The 16,019-nt window shown below is 41.7% G+C and carries 15 protein-coding genes; 7 read left to right on the plus strand and 8 right to left on the minus strand.

Features of this window, described 5'->3' with window-relative positions; translation table 11 throughout:
- The first annotated feature begins 228 nt into the window (after window positions 1–228).
- Together H6G97_RS04135 and H6G97_RS04140 are read left to right on the plus strand one after the other, a co-directional pair.
- A complete protein-coding gene (locus tag H6G97_RS04135) occupies window positions 229–1,683 on the plus strand; it encodes a sensor histidine kinase (RefSeq protein WP_190939439.1) in 1,455 nt (484 codons plus the stop codon).
- A 368-nt stretch (window positions 1,684–2,051) separates the two neighbouring features.
- Window positions 2,052–2,765, plus strand: coding sequence for a hypothetical protein (locus H6G97_RS04140; protein WP_190939440.1), 714 nt, complete (start codon window positions 2,052–2,054; stop codon window positions 2,763–2,765).
- A gap of 61 nt (window positions 2,766–2,826) precedes the next feature.
- On the opposite strand, the gene H6G97_RS04145 is transcribed toward H6G97_RS04140, so the two are convergent.
- The gene (locus tag H6G97_RS04145) at window positions 2,827–3,909 is read right to left on the minus strand and encodes a tetratricopeptide repeat protein (protein ID WP_190939441.1); all 1,083 of its coding nucleotides are present in this window, start codon (window positions 3,907–3,909) and stop codon (window positions 2,827–2,829) included.
- Window positions 3,910–4,006: 97 nt separating this feature from the next.
- A complete protein-coding gene (locus tag H6G97_RS04150) occupies window positions 4,007–4,636 on the minus strand; it encodes a sigma-70 family RNA polymerase sigma factor (protein ID WP_190939442.1) in 630 nt (209 codons plus the stop codon).
- A gap of 196 nt (window positions 4,637–4,832) precedes the next feature.
- Here H6G97_RS04150 and H6G97_RS04155 point away from each other — a divergent pair, with 196 nt between their 5' ends.
- Both H6G97_RS04155 and H6G97_RS04160 read left to right on the plus strand, forming a co-directional pair.
- Window positions 4,833–5,429 carry a glyoxalase-like domain protein gene (locus H6G97_RS04155; protein WP_190939443.1) on the plus strand — a complete coding sequence of 199 codons (597 nt, stop codon included), beginning with the start codon at window positions 4,833–4,835 and terminating at the stop codon, window positions 5,427–5,429.
- A 165-nt stretch (window positions 5,430–5,594) separates the two neighbouring features.
- On the plus strand, window positions 5,595–6,161 hold the full coding sequence (locus tag H6G97_RS04160; RefSeq protein ID WP_190939444.1) for a Uma2 family endonuclease: 567 nt from the start codon (window positions 5,595–5,597) through the stop codon (window positions 6,159–6,161).
- Window positions 6,162–6,177: 16 nt separating this feature from the next.
- Here H6G97_RS04160 and H6G97_RS04165 read toward each other — a convergent pair whose 3' ends face one another.
- The 5 genes from H6G97_RS04165 to pstS all read right to left on the minus strand — a co-directional run bounded on the left by H6G97_RS04165 (window position 6,178) and on the right by pstS (window position 10,666).
- Window positions 6,178–6,459: a hypothetical protein gene (locus tag H6G97_RS04165; RefSeq protein WP_190939445.1), complete on the minus strand. Its 282-nt coding sequence runs from the start codon at window positions 6,457–6,459 to the stop codon at window positions 6,178–6,180.
- 122 nt (window positions 6,460–6,581) lie between these two features.
- Window positions 6,582–7,388 (minus strand): phosphate ABC transporter ATP-binding protein PstB, encoded by an 807-nt coding sequence (gene pstB / locus H6G97_RS04170; RefSeq protein WP_190939446.1) that lies wholly within the window; start codon window positions 7,386–7,388, stop codon window positions 6,582–6,584.
- 59 nt (window positions 7,389–7,447) lie between these two features.
- The gene (gene pstA / locus H6G97_RS04175; protein ID WP_190939447.1) at window positions 7,448–8,329 is read right to left on the minus strand and encodes a phosphate ABC transporter permease PstA; all 882 of its coding nucleotides are present in this window, start codon (window positions 8,327–8,329) and stop codon (window positions 7,448–7,450) included.
- Window positions 8,330–8,348: 19 nt separating this feature from the next.
- Window positions 8,349–9,299, minus strand: a complete 951-nt coding sequence (gene pstC, locus H6G97_RS04180) for a phosphate ABC transporter permease subunit PstC (RefSeq protein WP_190939448.1) — start codon at window positions 9,297–9,299, stop codon at window positions 8,349–8,351.
- 194 nt (window positions 9,300–9,493) lie between these two features.
- The gene (gene pstS, locus H6G97_RS04185) at window positions 9,494–10,666 is read right to left on the minus strand and encodes a phosphate ABC transporter substrate-binding protein PstS (protein ID WP_190939449.1); all 1,173 of its coding nucleotides are present in this window, start codon (window positions 10,664–10,666) and stop codon (window positions 9,494–9,496) included.
- Window positions 10,667–11,260: 594 nt separating this feature from the next.
- Between pstS and H6G97_RS04190 the strand changes: the two genes are divergently transcribed.
- Window positions 11,261–11,848 (plus strand): biotin transporter BioY, encoded by a 588-nt coding sequence (locus H6G97_RS04190; RefSeq protein ID WP_190939450.1) that lies wholly within the window; start codon window positions 11,261–11,263, stop codon window positions 11,846–11,848.
- A gap of 94 nt (window positions 11,849–11,942) precedes the next feature.
- The gene (lspA, locus tag H6G97_RS04195; RefSeq protein WP_190939451.1) at window positions 11,943–12,419 is read left to right on the plus strand and encodes a signal peptidase II; all 477 of its coding nucleotides are present in this window, start codon (window positions 11,943–11,945) and stop codon (window positions 12,417–12,419) included.
- 209 nt (window positions 12,420–12,628) lie between these two features.
- Here the strand turns inward: lspA and H6G97_RS04200 are convergent, their stop codons facing one another.
- On the minus strand, window positions 12,629–13,273 hold the full coding sequence (locus tag H6G97_RS04200) for a hypothetical protein (protein WP_199349238.1): 645 nt from the start codon (window positions 13,271–13,273) through the stop codon (window positions 12,629–12,631).
- 434 nt (window positions 13,274–13,707) lie between these two features.
- On the opposite strand from H6G97_RS04200, the gene H6G97_RS04205 reads away from it, so the two are divergent.
- A complete protein-coding gene (locus H6G97_RS04205; protein WP_190939452.1) occupies window positions 13,708–15,978 on the plus strand; it encodes a transglycosylase domain-containing protein in 2,271 nt (756 codons plus the stop codon).
- Window positions 15,979–16,019 lie beyond the last annotated feature (41 nt).

Consider the following 16,019-nt stretch of genomic DNA (forward strand, 5'->3'; position numbering starts at 1 on the left):
ACGATTAAATTTTTTATAAACAATAATGTTATGGTCTTCAATTTGTAAAGCGAAAAATGAGCAACTTTTTAGCGTTATATAGCGGTTCCCATTCAGATGCGGTACAAGATTATATTGCGAGGGTAGGGGTACGGCAGTGCCGTGCCCTTACGGGTGTACCTTACGTAAACGAGAACCGCTATAAATACGTATTGTGAGGATTTCAGTCAAAAAAATAGATGAAAAAATATGTTTCAGGCTACTCGCCGCCGTCTTGCAATTTGGTACACTGCCGTCACTACTGTATTACTCCTTCTGTTTGCCAGTGGGGTTTATTTATACGTCCGTAGTACTTTGATTGAGCGGATTGATGACACCCTTAACCATGTTGTGGAAATAGTAGAGCGTTGTATTACAAACAGTCGCTGTGCGTCTACGCTCATATTTGAGCCAATTAATGCTGATGCAGATAAATTTCGCATTAATGTAGAAGCCAGTTTACGTGAAAATACTGATGCTGTAGAAGATGACCACATCGACCTAGAATGGTTTAGTCCAACGGGTAAATTACTTTGGTCAACGCTATCGGAACCTCTAAATATTCCCATTCATGCCAACCGCACTGGTGAAACTGTGCGTGTAGTCAAGGATGAGAGTAAAGATTCAAAATTCAAAACTTCTGACTCACCACTGTTATTACGGCAAATTACACAACGTGTGGATGTGGGACGGCAAGTATTAGGATATCTGCGTGTTAGTCATCCCTGGTTTGAAGTCACTAAACCCAGTCGCCAATTGATTTTTGATTTGGCGCTAGGTATTGGCTTAATGGTGCTTTCTGTAGGTGCAAGTGGTTGGTTTCTTTCGGGTAAAGCGATGGAACCTGTAGGTGAGTCTTATCAACGCCTCAAACAATTTACTGCTGATGCTTCCCACGAACTTAGAAGTCCCATTACTTTGATTCAAACCAATGTGCAAGTTGCCCTTGCTGATTTGGATTTAACAGAGTCAGAAACAACTACTTCTATGCAGTATCGGCAACAGTTAAAGGTGATAGAACGTTTAACGCAGCGTTTGGGTAAGTTAGTCAATGACTTACTCTTCTTAGCACGGCAGGATAGTGGTATTAGCAAAGACACTTTTTCACCTTGTCCGCTGGATGCTTTGTTAATGGAGGTGGTTGAAGAACAGCAATTGTTAGCTCCTGAACAAGAAATCACCCTTTCTCTAGATTTAGTTGACCCTCCTGCTTCCGAAACTAACCCCGAATTACTGGAAAATTGGTTTACCCTTGTGGGCAATTGGGATCAATTGGTGCGGCTGTTCACAAATTTAATTTCTAATGCCTTGCATTACACTCCAGCAGGTGGACGGGTGAAAGTGGAATTGGCGCGGATAGAGGGAATAAATCGTGTTTCTAGGCTACGTAACACTAGTGCCCAGTTGCAAGTTAAAGTGACTGATACCGGAGTTGGAATTCCAGCAGAAGCGCTACCATGCTTGTTTGATCGCTTTTATCGGGTAGATCCGGCACGTACTCATAGTACTAGGAATACAACTACAGCTAATGCTACTGGTTCAGGATTAGGATTAGCGATCGCTCAAGCTATTGTCGAACATCACCAGGGTCATATTCAAGTTGAAAGTACCCAAGGCACTGGCACCACATTTACTGTCACCTTACCAATAACTCTTGAGTCTTAATTTAGTCATAAATTTTTGTTTCCTATGATAGATGTAGAATTTTATTCAACCAAAACTGACTTGCACTATTAACCTGAAAATTTATTTTTGAGCATTATCATTATCTTGTTAAAAATAATTTAAATTTGCAACAATATGTTTAATGGCAAGGTTTAAAGTCTTTAGTCTATTTAAGAACTAAGGCTTTCAGTCTTGAGGATGAAACATATCTATTTTTTTATATTATTTTCGTTTCCTTAGTTAGATACGGAAAATTGAGTGATTTGTTAAATATTAGATGTACTCAAGTAACGATAAAACCTAATTTAATATTCAACTGGATAAATCTTTCTAGAAAAGAAAAATTGAAGTTATTCTAGGAGTCAATAATGAATATAAAGCCTCAAAAGTTCCGCAAGTCTGCTGAGTTATTTAGCGCTATTTGTGGGGGATTGCTGATTAGTCTGCCAGCAATTCCTCAAGCATTAGCACAAGAATCTACTCCTAAAGTTAATCCGTGCCCTAGTATTTTCTATGAAGAACCACACAATAGTCAGGTTGTAGTGCCACAGGGCTGTCCTCCCAATGCGTTAACGCAAAGACTAGCTGCTCAAGGGCTTCTTGGTGTCCCTGTGAATCCATCACCAGAGCAAATAAGATTGGGTGTCGGTGGTGAAGCTCCAGAACCAGGTGTCAGGCTACCACGCCCAGCCCCTGGCACTCAAACTCAACAGCCTTTGACAGGGACGGTTTCAAGTGACCAACCACTACTACAACCACGGCAAACCCCCATTGCGACGATCGCACTAGCAAATGGTACGGTTAATATCAGGTTGATAAATGACACTGCGGCTAATGTAACTTACCAAGTAATTGGCGATACAGCACCGCGATCGCTACAAGGTAAAGACAATGTGACACTGCAAGTTCTAAGGGCACCAGTAACGGTGACATTTGAACGAGAAGATGGCGGACAGTTGATAGTAACTCCACAAGCTTCTTCAGCAGGAAGCTTGGAAGTTACATTTAAGGAAGCCACCAATGCAGCACAGGGTAGAAGTGCGATGAGAATTGAACCAAACGGTTCAGTATTTTTGAATTAATCAAAGAGTGAAGATTTAGGAGTGAACAGTTAAAGAACTCTTCACTCCTAACTTTTAACTGCTACTTTCGCTGAAGCATTTTAGTTAGCTGATCTAGCAATTGCACTTCTTGCTTGCTGTCTTCCAACGTCCGCGCCAGTATAATCGCCCTTTCGTAAAAATTTCGGGCTGTTAGGTAATTACCTTGTTGCTTATATAACTGAGCGTAAGATTCAAAAGATTTTAATTCTTCTCGCAAATTTTGCAATTCTTTAGCGAGTGCTAAACGTTGCTCTAGTAAGTCAAAAGCCCGTTCATAGCGTCCTACAGCACTGTGAGCCGTAACTAAACCGTCAATTGCCCGTAATTCATTAGTGCGATCGCGGTTAATTTTAGCTGTCCGCATTGCTACCCCATAAGTGGCAATTGTATCTTGATAATTTCCCGATGCTAAATAAGCATCTCCTAAATTATTCAGGGTATTTGCTTCACCGATGGCATTGCCAGTCTGACGGCGGAATATTAAAGCATTTTCATACAATTTAATCGCCTTGTTGTAATCTCCCAACCTGGCAGTTACCAAACCCAAATTATTTAAAGATAATCCTTCCCCTTCAATATTTTTGACACTGTGAGCAATTGCCAGTGCATCTTCAACAGTTTTACCAGCAGCAGTATATTCCCCTTGTTGCAGCATAAATGTACTGATATTATTCAGCACAAAAATCTCAGATTGGAAGTCTTTAGTATCACGAGCGATCGCTAATCCTCGTCTGAAAGCATCTTCCGCCTCTTTTAAACTAGCGAGTTGGACATAAGCTTTAGCAAGCAAATTGTATGTCAGACCTTGTGATTTCAGGTCGCCAATTGAGTGATATAGTTCTAGTGCCCGCAAGCAAGATGCAATTGTTTTATCGGCATATCCTGAAGTGTATTGTTGTTCACCAATACGCAACAAACTATCTGCTTCATCTCTTGATTGTCGCCCAACGGAATTATTTAAAGGACGATGAAGTTGTTGCGTAATATCAACCACACCCGCAGTTACAGGTCTCAGGAAGAAAGTAAACAGTAAAAAGCTGTATAAAAGTACCTGGGAGTGAGAAATCCTACTTACACAAATTAAGCCTACCTTTTGCCAGGGAAATACAAGCCGTTGTTTCATAAAAGTTACCCGTAAAGTTGCGGGTTTAAGTAGAAGGTCTAAGAAGAAGTTTTAATTTTTTAATTGAAGACAATCAATATACGCGTTTACACTTAAGTCATGATTGAGCAATATCTTCCCCAAAGTATATAGAGCGGATATCTGTGGGTAATTTGTCCTCTAGCATACGATAGCCTTCCTGAAGAAACTTGGCTACTTCATTAGGAGCGATCGCTTCTCCTTCGGCTTGCAGATAGGCAGCGATTCTAGTTTCGCTCCAGTGGAAAGTTTGAGCCATTAACACGATCAATCGTAAAACTGGTGGTAATTGGTCTAACGCCTGTTCTACATAACACCATAGCGGCGGCGAAGTCGTTTGGAGAGAATAATGAATTGCTTCTGTGGGTGGTAGTTTAATCTCGTTAATACAGAAAGCTGTCATATTAATTAACCAATTTTGCATGGTTAGAGCTTCCTCATCTAATTCAGAGTCAGTTAACTTTAATCCACCGAGTTCGTAATAAATATGCCGCCAAGTGAGGGCAAACAAATAATCTGCCTGCACAGGCGATCGCGCCGAATGTCGAATTAAGGTATAGACTATAGGGCTATAGCGACAAAAAATTACTGTAAAATACTTTCCGGCATCTGGATTGCGCTGAAACAGAGTCAGTAGTTCATGGTCACTGTGATGGAATAGCGACTTCACCAGGGGGTGATTAGCTTCCGTAAAATGGGGAATTTGCATAAGCCTTTCGATTGATAATTGTTAAAATAGTTTTGGAAATTACACTCTCCTAGTTAATCGCATAATATCTTGGTGTTGCTCACTTTGTAGATGAGACTCAGACTACTTGAGTATTGATAAACTAGAAACAAGGACTTAATTTTAGTCTTAATCGACAATCATAAAATCAACTCTCTTATAGAATCCTTATTTGTTCATGGTTATAGCGGTTAGTGTGATATCGTTCCTGCTCAGTCCCCTTACCTTAGGCTCCTTTCTGCCTTCCCTGCCCTTGGATAGCCTATTCTCTACCCAAGGCATTATGGTGATGCTACTAGCAGCTTATGCTGGTGCTATGTGGATGTTTCTCACCAGTGCGCCAAAAGTACACACTGTAATGGTGTCAGATTTGGAAATTGCCCGACAGTTGTATGAAGGACTGCTAGATTTGCCAGCAGCCGAGGTGCCATTGCACTACTACTACAATTACGAACAAACTATAGGTGCCACTGGCGTTGATCCGCTATATATGTCTACTGGGCCTAACTTGTCTAGCAAAATGATGAATAATGCTAATGATGGGCTATGGTATCAATTGAAAAAAAACACGCAGCTACACGTCATTACTGGTGCAAGTTTAGGTAGCAAAAATCAGCAACGTCACGTTTGTTTTGACCACGACTGCCTAGAAATGATTCTAATGCGAGTCGAAACGCGCGGTTTGAAATTCAAGATTCGTAACCAGAAACCCCTGAATTTTTTAGTCAAGGACTATGAAGGGCGAGTGATTGAGGTGGCTGAGGTAGCGAATTAGTCGTTAGTTATTAGATTATTTTAGGTTGGGTGGGGCGTGCTTGCAGTTGTAGGCATCGCTCCACCCAATATTTTTAGATTTTATATGGACTCCCAGCTTGGCTTCTAATTAATGTCCCATTTCCACACAGGCTAAAATAGGTAAATCCCCTAACCAAGATGATTTATGAACCAGCCGATATCTGAGAGAGTGCGCTGGACTACCGCCGACTTAGAGTTGTTTCCAGATAACGGGAATCGCTATGAAATTATTGACGGAGAATTGTTTGTGACTAAAGCGCCCCACTGGAAGCATCAAAAAACTTGTGTCAGAATTAGCACTTCCTTGGATAACTGGTCACAAACTACTGGTCTGGGAGAAGTTGTGGCTGCTCCAGGAATAATTTTTGGTGATAATGATAATGTTATTCCCGATGTTGTCTGGGCTAGCAACGAGAGATTGCCTTTGCTTTTAGACGAAGCGGGGCATTTGACTGGTGCGCCAGAACTGGTTGTAGAGGTGTTATCTGCTGGTAGTGAAAATGAAAAGCGTGACAGAGAACTAAAACTTAAGCTCTACTCATCACGAGGTGTCAGAGAATATTGGATTGTAGATTGGCGCAAGCAACAGGTGGAAGTATATCGACGCGAACAAGCGAGTTTAAAGTTAGTTGCTACGTTATTCAATAGTGACGAATTAAGTTCACCCATATTGCCTGATTTTACTTGTGCGATCGCTCTTTTATTTACTTAAATAAATTACGAATTAGTTAACTGTGTTGTAAAAACTCAACTTTAGGCAATAATGGGTCAGTTACAATACCTACACCATTAAACCCCCAACGTTTGAGCAAGTTCCCCAACTGTGTACGCGCAATAGATTCCACAGTAAAGCGATTTGCCACTTCTGCTGCGTGCGTGTTGAGATAGCTAAGAGCCTCAAAGTTTTCCTGAAACAGCAATAAATAACCCGATGTTTCCGCATCAGGACGAGCGATGAGATAATTACCGTCAGTTTTTGAGCGCACCAAGTAATAGACTTCGGACAGCATGGAGATCAGGTTTGTTTGAGAGGAAAAAAGTCCTTCAAATAAAAAAACATAGAGGAATATCGCACAGCTTTAATTTCCGAGTATCCCTCATTGCTTTAATATCAACAATGTAAAATAAATATTTATCCAAATTTGCCGCTAACGTAATCTCGCGTATCTTCCTGCTTAGGATTATTGAAAATTACTTCTGTTGCGTCGTACTCCACCATGTAGCCGCTACGGATTCCTGTGTCTGAAGTCCGAACATTAAAAAAGGCTGTCTTATCAGAAACACGCGCTGCTTGCTGCATATTATGGGTGACAATGACGATAGTATATTGCTCTTTAAGTTCGTGAATCAATTCTTCAACACGCAAGGTGGAAATGGGGTCGAGAGCAGAGCAAGGCTCATCCATTAGTATAATTTCAGGTTGTACTGCGATCGCACGAGCAATACATAACCGTTGTTGTTGTCCACCAGATAAAGACGAGCCACTTTGTTTTAGTTTATCTTTGACTTCATCCCACAAAGCTGCTTTTCTGAGACTGCTTTCTACCAATTCATTCAAATCACCTTTGTAGCCGTTGATTTTGGCTCCAAAAGTAATATTGTCATAAATTGATTTTGGAAATGGGTTTGGTCTTTGAAACACCATCCCAATTCTCCGGCGCACTTCTACAGCGTCGATGTCGGGTGCATACAAGTTTTTATCATCAAAAAATATCTTACCTTCTGCCCGAAATGACTCAATCAGGTCATTGAGGCGGTTATAGCATCGCAACAACGTACTTTTACCACAACCAGAAGGGCCAATAAAAGCTGTAACCTGATGTCTCGGTATATCTAGCCAAATATTCTGTAAAGCTAAAAACTTACCATAGTAAACGTTGAGATTTTCAGTGCGTAAAACGGTTTCAGTGTCACTCACTGTACTAGTGTTGTTAGCCATAAATTAAATCTAGTGTTAGTTTTTTAGCGATGGGGATTTGCACTGTGGATAATTATTTACTAAACTTTTTTGCGAGTTACCCAGCGAGCGATAATACTTGTGATTAGAACCATCAATACCAAAATTAAAGATGCTGCCCAAGCTAATGATTGCCAATTTTTGAACGGAGAAATGGCATATTTGTAAACCAAAACAGCAAGGGAAGCTGTGGGTTCAAATAAGCTACTAGGCCAAAAATTGGAAAACAGCGCGGTAAATAGTAAAGGTGCGGTTTCTCCAGATGCTCTGGCGATCGCTAGCGTTGCCCCAGTTACAATTGCTGGTAAGGCTGCTGGCAACACTACTTGTGTTACTGTTTGAAAGTTAGTTGCTCCTAACCCTACAGATGCTTGTCGTAAATCTTGCGAAACTAACTGCAAGGCTTCGTCAGTAGTTCGGACAATAATTGGCAACATCAAAATTGACAGGGCAAAGCCTCCACCTAAAGCTGAATATGATCCTAAGTTCAACTTTACCAGTGTTAAAACTACAATACCATAGGCAAATACCCCAGCAATAATTGAGGGGACTCCACTCAGGACATTAGCCGCAAAACGTACCCATCTCGCGACTTGAGCCGAGCTAAATTCTGTGATGTAAATCGCTGCTAGAATACCAAATGGGATACTAATTAAGGCAGCAATTCCTACCATTAGTAGTGTACCCAAGATTGCATTACCAAAACCTCCTCCCTGTTGTAACGCTTTGGGTGGCAGTTCAAAAAAGATGCTAGGATTCAAACTGCTGAAGCCTTGAATAATGACATAAGAAAGTACTGCTAGCAAAGGCACAAGTGCCAATACCCCGCAGATAAATCCAACTACGGTCATTACAGTATTAAACAATGTTCTTTGAGACATGGCAGCCCGAGTTAGACTGCGCTCTGGAAAATTAGAAGTCATAATTTAATCCAAAAATAAGCTACAGTCGCTTGACTCTCAGAACGATAAATTCGGCCATGATATTGACTATCAAGGTCAAGAAGAATAGAACTAAAGCAGCGTACATTAAAGCCGAAACTTGCAAACCACTAGCTTCTGAAAATTGATTCGCCAGTAGAGAAGAAATCGTATTACCTGGTGCTAACAGTGAGATACTAATGTTGTTGGAATTACCAATCAACATTGTTACAGCCATTGTTTCTCCCATTGCCCGACCGAGTGCTAACATCACAGCACTAACTATGCCCGAAAAAGCTGCTGGAATCAGAATTTGCAAAATCGTTTCCCAGCGAGTTGCTCCTAGTCCTACGGCTGCTTGGCGCAAACTGGAGGGTATAGAAATTAAGGCATCGCGTGATAAAGCTGTGATGATTGGCAAAGTCATAATTGCTAATATAACTCCCGCCGGTAACATTCCTGGGCCTGTAGGGGGGGTGCTAAAAAATGGTATCCAGCCAAAGTAACTATTGAGCCATTTTCCTAAGTTAGTTAAGATAGGTACTAAAACAAAAATACCCCAAACCCCGTAAACAACACTGGGAATAGCTGCGAGCAGTTCTACCGCAAAAACCAGTACCAACTTCACTTTTGAGGGTAAAAAATCCTCGCTTAGTACAATAGCAGTACCAACTCCAATCGGTACAGCTATCAGTAAACCAATAAAGGAACTCAAGAGAGTTCCATAAATTTGAGGTAGCACTCCATAGCTATCATTAACTGGGTTCCAAGTGGTGTTAGCTAAAAAGCTAGCACCAAACTGTTGGATGGCAGGCCAAGAAGCAATTGCCACCTGTAAGCCGATCCATAATAAAGTAGCAGCAACCCCAAAGGCGAAAATTTTAGTAAGCCAAATAAAACCCTGATCTAGGGACTTTTCTACATCAGAGCGATTTTTTGTTGCTGATGAAAGGTTTTGAGTATTTGTAGCCATGACTACCAATTTTAACAATTAAATTCAAAGAGAAATATGGGAGGCAACCAGATTAGTAAAATTGCCACCTCATCATTTCTTGAAACTGAAACATTGATAACTTAGAGTTCTAAGTTACGAATGTCGATAAAACAACAACTTTAACGAGCAGCTGACAAATTATTGTTTAGGGATGCCTTATCTTTTGACTGTAGCTACTTGCTAGCGCTAGTACCACTACCAACAGCGATTTTATACTCTGGACTGATTTGATCAGCAGCAGCAGCCACTTTTGTAATGACGTTTTGGGGTAAAGGAACATACCCTAGTGCCGTAGCATTCTTTTGACCCTCAGTTAAAGCGTATTCGATTGCAGCTTCCATAGCCTTAGCTTTTGCCGCATCAGGATATTTTTTGTAAGTCAACAGCCAAGTGTAAGTGACGATGGGATAGGAATCAGCGCCTTCGGGATCGGAAATGAAGACGCGAAGATCAGGCGGTAGAGTTGCTGATGCCAGAGTTTTAGAGGCTGACTCTTCAGTAGGTACAATAAACTGACCGCCTTTATTTTCTAAAGCAGCGAACTTGAGACTATTTTGTTTGGCATAGCCGTACTCGACATAACCAATAGAACCTTGTGTTTGTTGGACTTGAGCGGTAACACCCTCATTCCCTTTCGCACCAACTCCCACAGGCCAGTTGACAGTTTTGCCTTCACCAACTTTAGTCTTCCACTCCGGGCTAATAGCATTAAGGTGTTTTGTGAACACACCTGTTGTTCCGCTACCATCAGAACGATAAACAACTGTGATTGCCTGGTTAGGAAGGTTTACACCTGGGTTAGCCTTGGCAATTTGGGGATCATTCCAAGACTTGATTTTGCCTAGTAGAATATCAGCGTAAACGGCTCGTGGTAGCTTTAGTTCTCCAACATCAGGCAAGTTATAAGCCAGCACAATACTACCAGCAGTTACAGGCAGTAAAATAACGCCCTTATCCGCTGGCACCTTCTGGATTTCTTCGTCGTTCATGGCAACATCGCTGGCAGCAAAGTCTACAGTCCCTTTGAGAAATTGCTGAACTCCAGCACCGCTACCAACTGAGGCATAGTCAATTTGCAAATTTGGATATTTTTTATTTAGATCCGTAAACCATGTATCATACAGTGGTGCTGGGAAAGACGCACCAGCCCCGCTTAACTTGACATTTCCACCCAAATCTAATTTGGTTGAGCTGGAGGCAGTAGTATCTGTAGCAGTACCAGGATTGGAGGTTGTGTTATCCGAGTTTTGCTGTCCGCCACACGCAGCCAGGCTGATTGTCAGTGCTAACACTGAAACTGAAGCTGTAAAGCGATGAACTTTTGTTACATTAAATGGTGAGCGCATTGCTATAAATATTTTAGTAACTTTTCAGGTGAGCGTTTCTAAGATACTCCTAAAGGACAACAATAAAGATTAACAAGAGGTTAACAAAGCAAAAAGGTGCTTGTTTTTTTGATGAAGAGCAAACCATTGTTTCTAGTTTTGCTTGATAAATTTTATACTTTTGTTATAGGTTTAAGATATAAATGTCACTACAATTAAGTGAATTATACGTATTTACAAAAATTTATTCTTAGTGTGGTTTCGTTGATCAATCAATGAAAAAAATATAAAACATTAATTTAGGATTAATCATTAAGCACTTTGTAGACAAATTTAGACACTCTTCCGAAATACTAGTGTTTATACTAGTATAGATCATGTTAATATTACCATATTTTAGGTTAAATATAGAATTCCGAACACGCCTCAGCCAAAAAAATAAGATATATATCTAGACACCTCAGCCGCAATTCGTAAAACTGAAAAATTACATACCAAAAAGGCAAAAGAAAATATGCTAGTTCTTAAGATGTCAGCACAAATTTTATTTCAATATTAATGAATATACTAGGTGCTGTTGGTTTTCCCTTTTGCTTTTCCCTGGTTGCCTGATAAATGTTTGCTGCTTCCAATCAATTACTATGGTCTATGATTGGCTTACTCCTGACAATGGGTGGCACCTTCTTAGAAGTTTATGGCATCACCTTACCTTGGACTTGGAGTCAGCACGGAATTCAGACTTTTTCTTTAGGTGTCACTTTTCAAATTGGCGCAGTATTATTAGTGGGTTGTTTAGGGGGCACAAATGCCGGGGCCCTCTCGCAAATTGCCTATTTAGTCATGGGGTTAACCTTACTACCAGTATTTGCTGATGGCGGGGGTATTGGTTATATCAAGCTATCTCAGTTTGGCTATTTACTAGGCTTTATTCCTGGAGCATGGATTTGTGGCTTGTTTGCCTTTAAAGCTAGACCTCGACTAGAAACTCTTGCTTTTAGTTGCATCTGTGGCTTGTTAACTCTCCACATCTGCGGTATTACTTATTTGATTATTAGCTATCTTTTTCAGTGGAAAGGCACAGAAAATTTACCCTTAATGCAAGCAATCCTCAGATATTCCTGGTTTCCATTACCAGGTCAGCTAATTGTTGTCTGTGCGGTTACTGTAATAGCATATATATTGCGTCACTTAATGTTTTATTAGTTGATTGTCTTTCGTCCTTTGTCATTTGTCAAAAGCTCATGACCAATGACCAATGACTAATGACCGATGACCAACGACCAATGACTAATTCACCATGCGTTTAAAAAATCGTCTTTTCTGGATTGCTGCCTTCATCGCTTTTTTCTTAGACCAAGTAACAAAGTACTGGATAGTGCAAACCTTTAGCTTGGGGCAGACACTACCATTATTACCTGGGATATTTCACTTTACCTATGTAACTAACACTGGCGCGGCTTTTAGTCTGTTAAGTGGGAAAGTAGAGTGGTTACGCTGGCTATCTTTAGGAGTGAGTTTAGTATTGATAGCGTTAGCGTTGTTTGGCCCAACATTAAATTTGTGGGATCAGTTGGGCTATGGTTTAATTTTAGGTGGAGCTATGGGTAATGGTATTGATCGTTTTGTTTTAGGCTACGTCGTTGATTTTCTTGATTTTCGCCTGATTAACTTTGCTGTATTTAATGTGGCAGATTCGTTCATTAGTATCGGTATTGTTTGCCTGTTAATTGCTTCGTTGCAAAAAACACCGACTTCAACCGACAGACCGTATTAAACTATTAAGCCTGGGATAATTAATCCCAGGCTAGCTGTTATTGAAACCCTTGCTCTGTCTTATATGCTAAGACTTTATCTATAAAGGTTCTAGGAACTTTGGTTTATTATTTTACACCAGTATGCATAACTAGTGTAAGAGTTCAAAAAAGATGCACCGATGATCGCTGATGGCAAACCAGTTATTCTGATTATGCCTCAGCTTTCAATTTAATTACCTGTGGCAGGAGTTTTTGGTGAACTAGAGTCGGGAATACTCATACCTGGTTCGGTAGTGCTGCCAGGAGTGGGGGATTCAGATGGGGTAACATTTTCTGGTGCTGGAGCTAAATTGCTAGGAGCGCCAGATTCAGATGGGGTGGCAGTTCCTGGTGCTGGAGCTAAATTGCTAGGAGCGCCAGATTCAGATGGGGTGGCAGTTCCTGGTGCTGGAGTTAAATTTCTAGGAGTGCCAGATTCAGATGGGATGGCAGTTCCTGGTGCTGGAATGCTTTCGGGAGTGCCAGATTCAGATGGAGTAATGGTTTCTGGTGTAGTTGTGCTATCAGGAGTAGTTGTGCTACCAGGAGTAGTTACATCAGGTGTGGTAGTGCTACCAGGAGTGGTTTCTGCTGGTGCCGTAGTGCTACTAGGAACACTAGGGCTGAGTGCTGTGCCGCCGGGACAGCGGGAATTGAGCGGAAAATTCTTGCACAGAATTTCCATCCCTTGTGGCGACATCTTAATTTCCGCTGGTGCACTCGTGGAGTCGCTACTGGATTGAGCTATGAGGGATTTACTGGATTCGGCTACAGCAATATTAGTGGTAAATGCCAAAGATAAAGCCGCACCAATCAGAGTCAGAGATTTTCCCATTATGTAATTAACCTCAACGGAACACTCGACCCATTAAAACAGACAATGAGATTTAGAAAATCTTCCTAAATGAGTATATTTAGGTTTGTTTCAGAATATGTGGATATGTAAAATTGGTAAAAATTCAATCTCTTCTTTGTTGATAGCTAGTATTTAAAAGTACAAAAGTAAAAGTTATAATTGTAGTTATTAAATTAGTAATGGTATATGCAATAAGGCTTTTAGAATGGAAGAAAATGTTATGAGTTTATAAAGAGGTGACAAAAATAACAGCTTTATTTTTGTCATAAGCTAGATTATAAGTATAAATTAGCTCAAAAAGTTCCGTATACTCAATTTATGCTTTGGCTTATGAGTAAAATGATGAAAGACTAACATCTAAATTGATTGTAATTCGCCCGATTCTTCACTAAAAACTGTGATGTGAATAGCCGATGAGTTCTCCCCAACCCCCTCACAAGCCACAAACGTTACTAGGTCAACTGACTCAAGCAGTACATACAATTCAAGCTAGGGTCGATTTTTCTAAATTGGCGCTCAAGCCTAATGCCAAAGTACCAGAACTTTGGGTGCAGGATGCGGGGGCGGATAAAGCAGAGGTCTATCCACTGTTGGGCGATCGCTATATTCTAGGTCGTAGCTCCAAATCAAGCGATATCGTCATCCGTAACCCTGTTGTCAGCCAAATTCACCTGTCTCTGTCACGGAATTCTACTCAACGCACACCAGTCTTTGTCATCAAAGACGAAAATTCCACCAATGGCATTTATCGTGGCAAGCGTCGTGTTAGCTCCCTAGAACTGCGCCACGGTGATATTCTGACTTTGGGCCCCCCAGAACTCGCCGCTTCTGTGCGGCTGCAATACGTCGATCCACCAGCCTGGTATGTCAAAACTGCAAGTTGGACAGGTTATGGTGTCGGTGGTGTCAGCGCCCTGTTAGCCTTAGTAATTGGAGTCGAATCGCTAAAATTCTCAGTTAGACCTTTACCTACAGCTACACGCGCCCCAGTAGTTGTTTACGCCCGTGATGGAGCCACTCCCCTGAGAGAGCCTCGGACTATCTCTCATGTAGACATGAAGCGATTAGAAGAATTTGGCTCTTATTTGCCTGCTGCGGTAGTGGCTTCAGAGGATAGTCGTTATTACTGGCACTTTGGGGTTGACCCTCTGGGGATTTTACGAGCCATATTGATTAATAGCCGCAGCGGAGATGTGCAACAGGGAGCCAGCACTGTTACCCAGCAAGTTGCCCGCAGTTTGTTCCGTGATTATGTAGGCAGACAGGATACCCTTGGACGCAAATTGCGGGAGGCAGTTGTTGCCCTGAAGCTCGAAACCTTTTACAGCAAAGATGATATCTTGCTGATGTACCTAAATCGGGTTTTTTTGGGAGGGGATACCTCTGGCTTTGAGGATGCAGCCCGATATTACTTTGAGAAGTCGGCTAAAGAGTTAACTTTGGCAGAAGCGGCAACATTGGTAGGAATTTTACCTGCTCCCAACGCCTTCGATTTTTGTGGGGATGGGCCAAATAAGCTAGAAGCGGCTGAATACCGGAATCGCGTGATTAAGCGGTTGCTGGAGATGGGCAAAATTAAACCAGAGGATGCAAACCGAGCTAGACGCTCCACTGTTCAAATTAGCCCTAAAGTATGCGAACAGCAAGCTAAAACGATCGCTCCTTATTTTTACAGTTACGTCTTCTCTGAACTCGAATCAATCTTGGGCGAGGGAGCTGCAAGAGAGGGAAATTATATCATTGAAACCAAGCTTGATCCAGCGATACAGAGACAAGCAGAAGCAGCTTTAAGTAATTCAGTGAACAACGCTGGTAGAAATTTTAATTTTTCTCAAGGGGCAGTAGTTACTCTTGACTCCAGTACAGGCAGTATTCTGGCAATGGTGGGCGGCACTGATTACAAAAAAAGTCAGTTCAATCGTGCTGTTCAAGCCAAAAGACAACCAGGTTCCACCTTCAAAATCTTTGCTTATACTGCCGCTATTCAACAGGGTATTTCACCATTTAAGAGTTATTCTTGCGCCCCTTTAACTTGGCAAGGCTTTACTTATAAACCCTGTCGTGCCGGTGGTGACACTAGCCTCGATATTGCCACCGGGCTGGCGCTTTCAGAAAATCCCATCGCTTTACGAGTTGCCAGAGAAGTTGGGCTGGATAAAGTCGTGTCAATGGCGCAGCGTTTGGGGGTAAAGTCAAACCTCGATCCGGTTCCTGGCTTGGTACTAGGTCAAAGTGTAGTCAATGTTTTGGAAATGACTGGTGCTTTTGGTGCTATTGGCAATCGCGGTGTGTCCAATCCTCCCCATGCCATTAACCGGATTTTAGACAGTGGTGATTGCCGCGATCGCAACGATATCAAAACCTGTCGTGTCATCTATTCCTTCGACCAAGATCCGGCTGCTAACAAACAAGTGTTGACAAATGGTGTCGCCGATGAGATGACTAGTTTGATGCGCGGCGTAGTTACAAGAGGTACTGGTCGTAGTGCTGCCATTGGACTAGGGGAAGCTGGTAAAACTGGCACGACTGATAAAAACGTTGACTTGTGGTTCATAGGTTTTATCCCCAGTCAGCGACTTGTAACTGGTGTTTGGTTGGGAAACGACAACAACTCCCCTACATCTGGTAGTAGCGCTCAAGCAGCTCAATTGTGGGGAAATTATATGCGGAGAATTACGCGGTAAATAATGGGGAGTAGGGAGTAAGCTAGTCCCCAGTCCCCAAT

Source organism: Nostoc flagelliforme FACHB-838 (assembly GCF_014698065.1).
In the GTDB taxonomy this organism is placed as follows: Bacteria; Cyanobacteriota; Cyanobacteriia; order Cyanobacteriales; family Nostocaceae; genus Nostoc; species Nostoc flagelliforme_B.

Coding starts and splice junctions, on each gene's coding strand:
- H6G97_RS04160 (WP_190939444.1), top strand. CDS start 5,595: ATGAACCAGCCGATATCTGAGAGAGTGCGCTGGACTACCGCCGACTTA.
- H6G97_RS04135 (WP_190939439.1), top strand. CDS start 229: ATGTTTCAGGCTACTCGCCGCCGTCTTGCAATTTGGTACACTGCCGTC.
- H6G97_RS04165 (WP_190939445.1), bottom strand. CDS start 6,459: ATGCTGTCCGAAGTCTATTACTTGGTGCGCTCAAAAACTGACGGTAAT.
- H6G97_RS04190 (WP_190939450.1), top strand. CDS start 11,261: ATGTTTGCTGCTTCCAATCAATTACTATGGTCTATGATTGGCTTACTC.
- lspA (WP_190939451.1), top strand. CDS start 11,943: ATGCGTTTAAAAAATCGTCTTTTCTGGATTGCTGCCTTCATCGCTTTT.
- H6G97_RS04200 (WP_199349238.1), bottom strand. CDS start 13,273: ATGGGAAAATCTCTGACTCTGATTGGTGCGGCTTTATCTTTGGCATTT.
- H6G97_RS04150 (WP_190939442.1), bottom strand. CDS start 4,636: ATGCAAATTCCCCATTTTACGGAAGCTAATCACCCCCTGGTGAAGTCG.
- H6G97_RS04140 (WP_190939440.1), top strand. CDS start 2,052: ATGAATATAAAGCCTCAAAAGTTCCGCAAGTCTGCTGAGTTATTTAGC.
- pstS (WP_190939449.1), bottom strand. CDS start 10,666: ATGCGCTCACCATTTAATGTAACAAAAGTTCATCGCTTTACAGCTTCA.
- H6G97_RS04205 (WP_190939452.1), top strand. CDS start 13,708: ATGAGTTCTCCCCAACCCCCTCACAAGCCACAAACGTTACTAGGTCAA.
- H6G97_RS04145 (WP_190939441.1), bottom strand. CDS start 3,909: ATGAAACAACGGCTTGTATTTCCCTGGCAAAAGGTAGGCTTAATTTGT.
- pstA (WP_190939447.1), bottom strand. CDS start 8,329: ATGACTTCTAATTTTCCAGAGCGCAGTCTAACTCGGGCTGCCATGTCT.
- H6G97_RS04155 (WP_190939443.1), top strand. CDS start 4,833: ATGGTTATAGCGGTTAGTGTGATATCGTTCCTGCTCAGTCCCCTTACC.
- pstC (WP_190939448.1), bottom strand. CDS start 9,299: ATGGCTACAAATACTCAAAACCTTTCATCAGCAACAAAAAATCGCTCT.
- pstB (WP_190939446.1), bottom strand. CDS start 7,388: ATGGCTAACAACACTAGTACAGTGAGTGACACTGAAACCGTTTTACGC.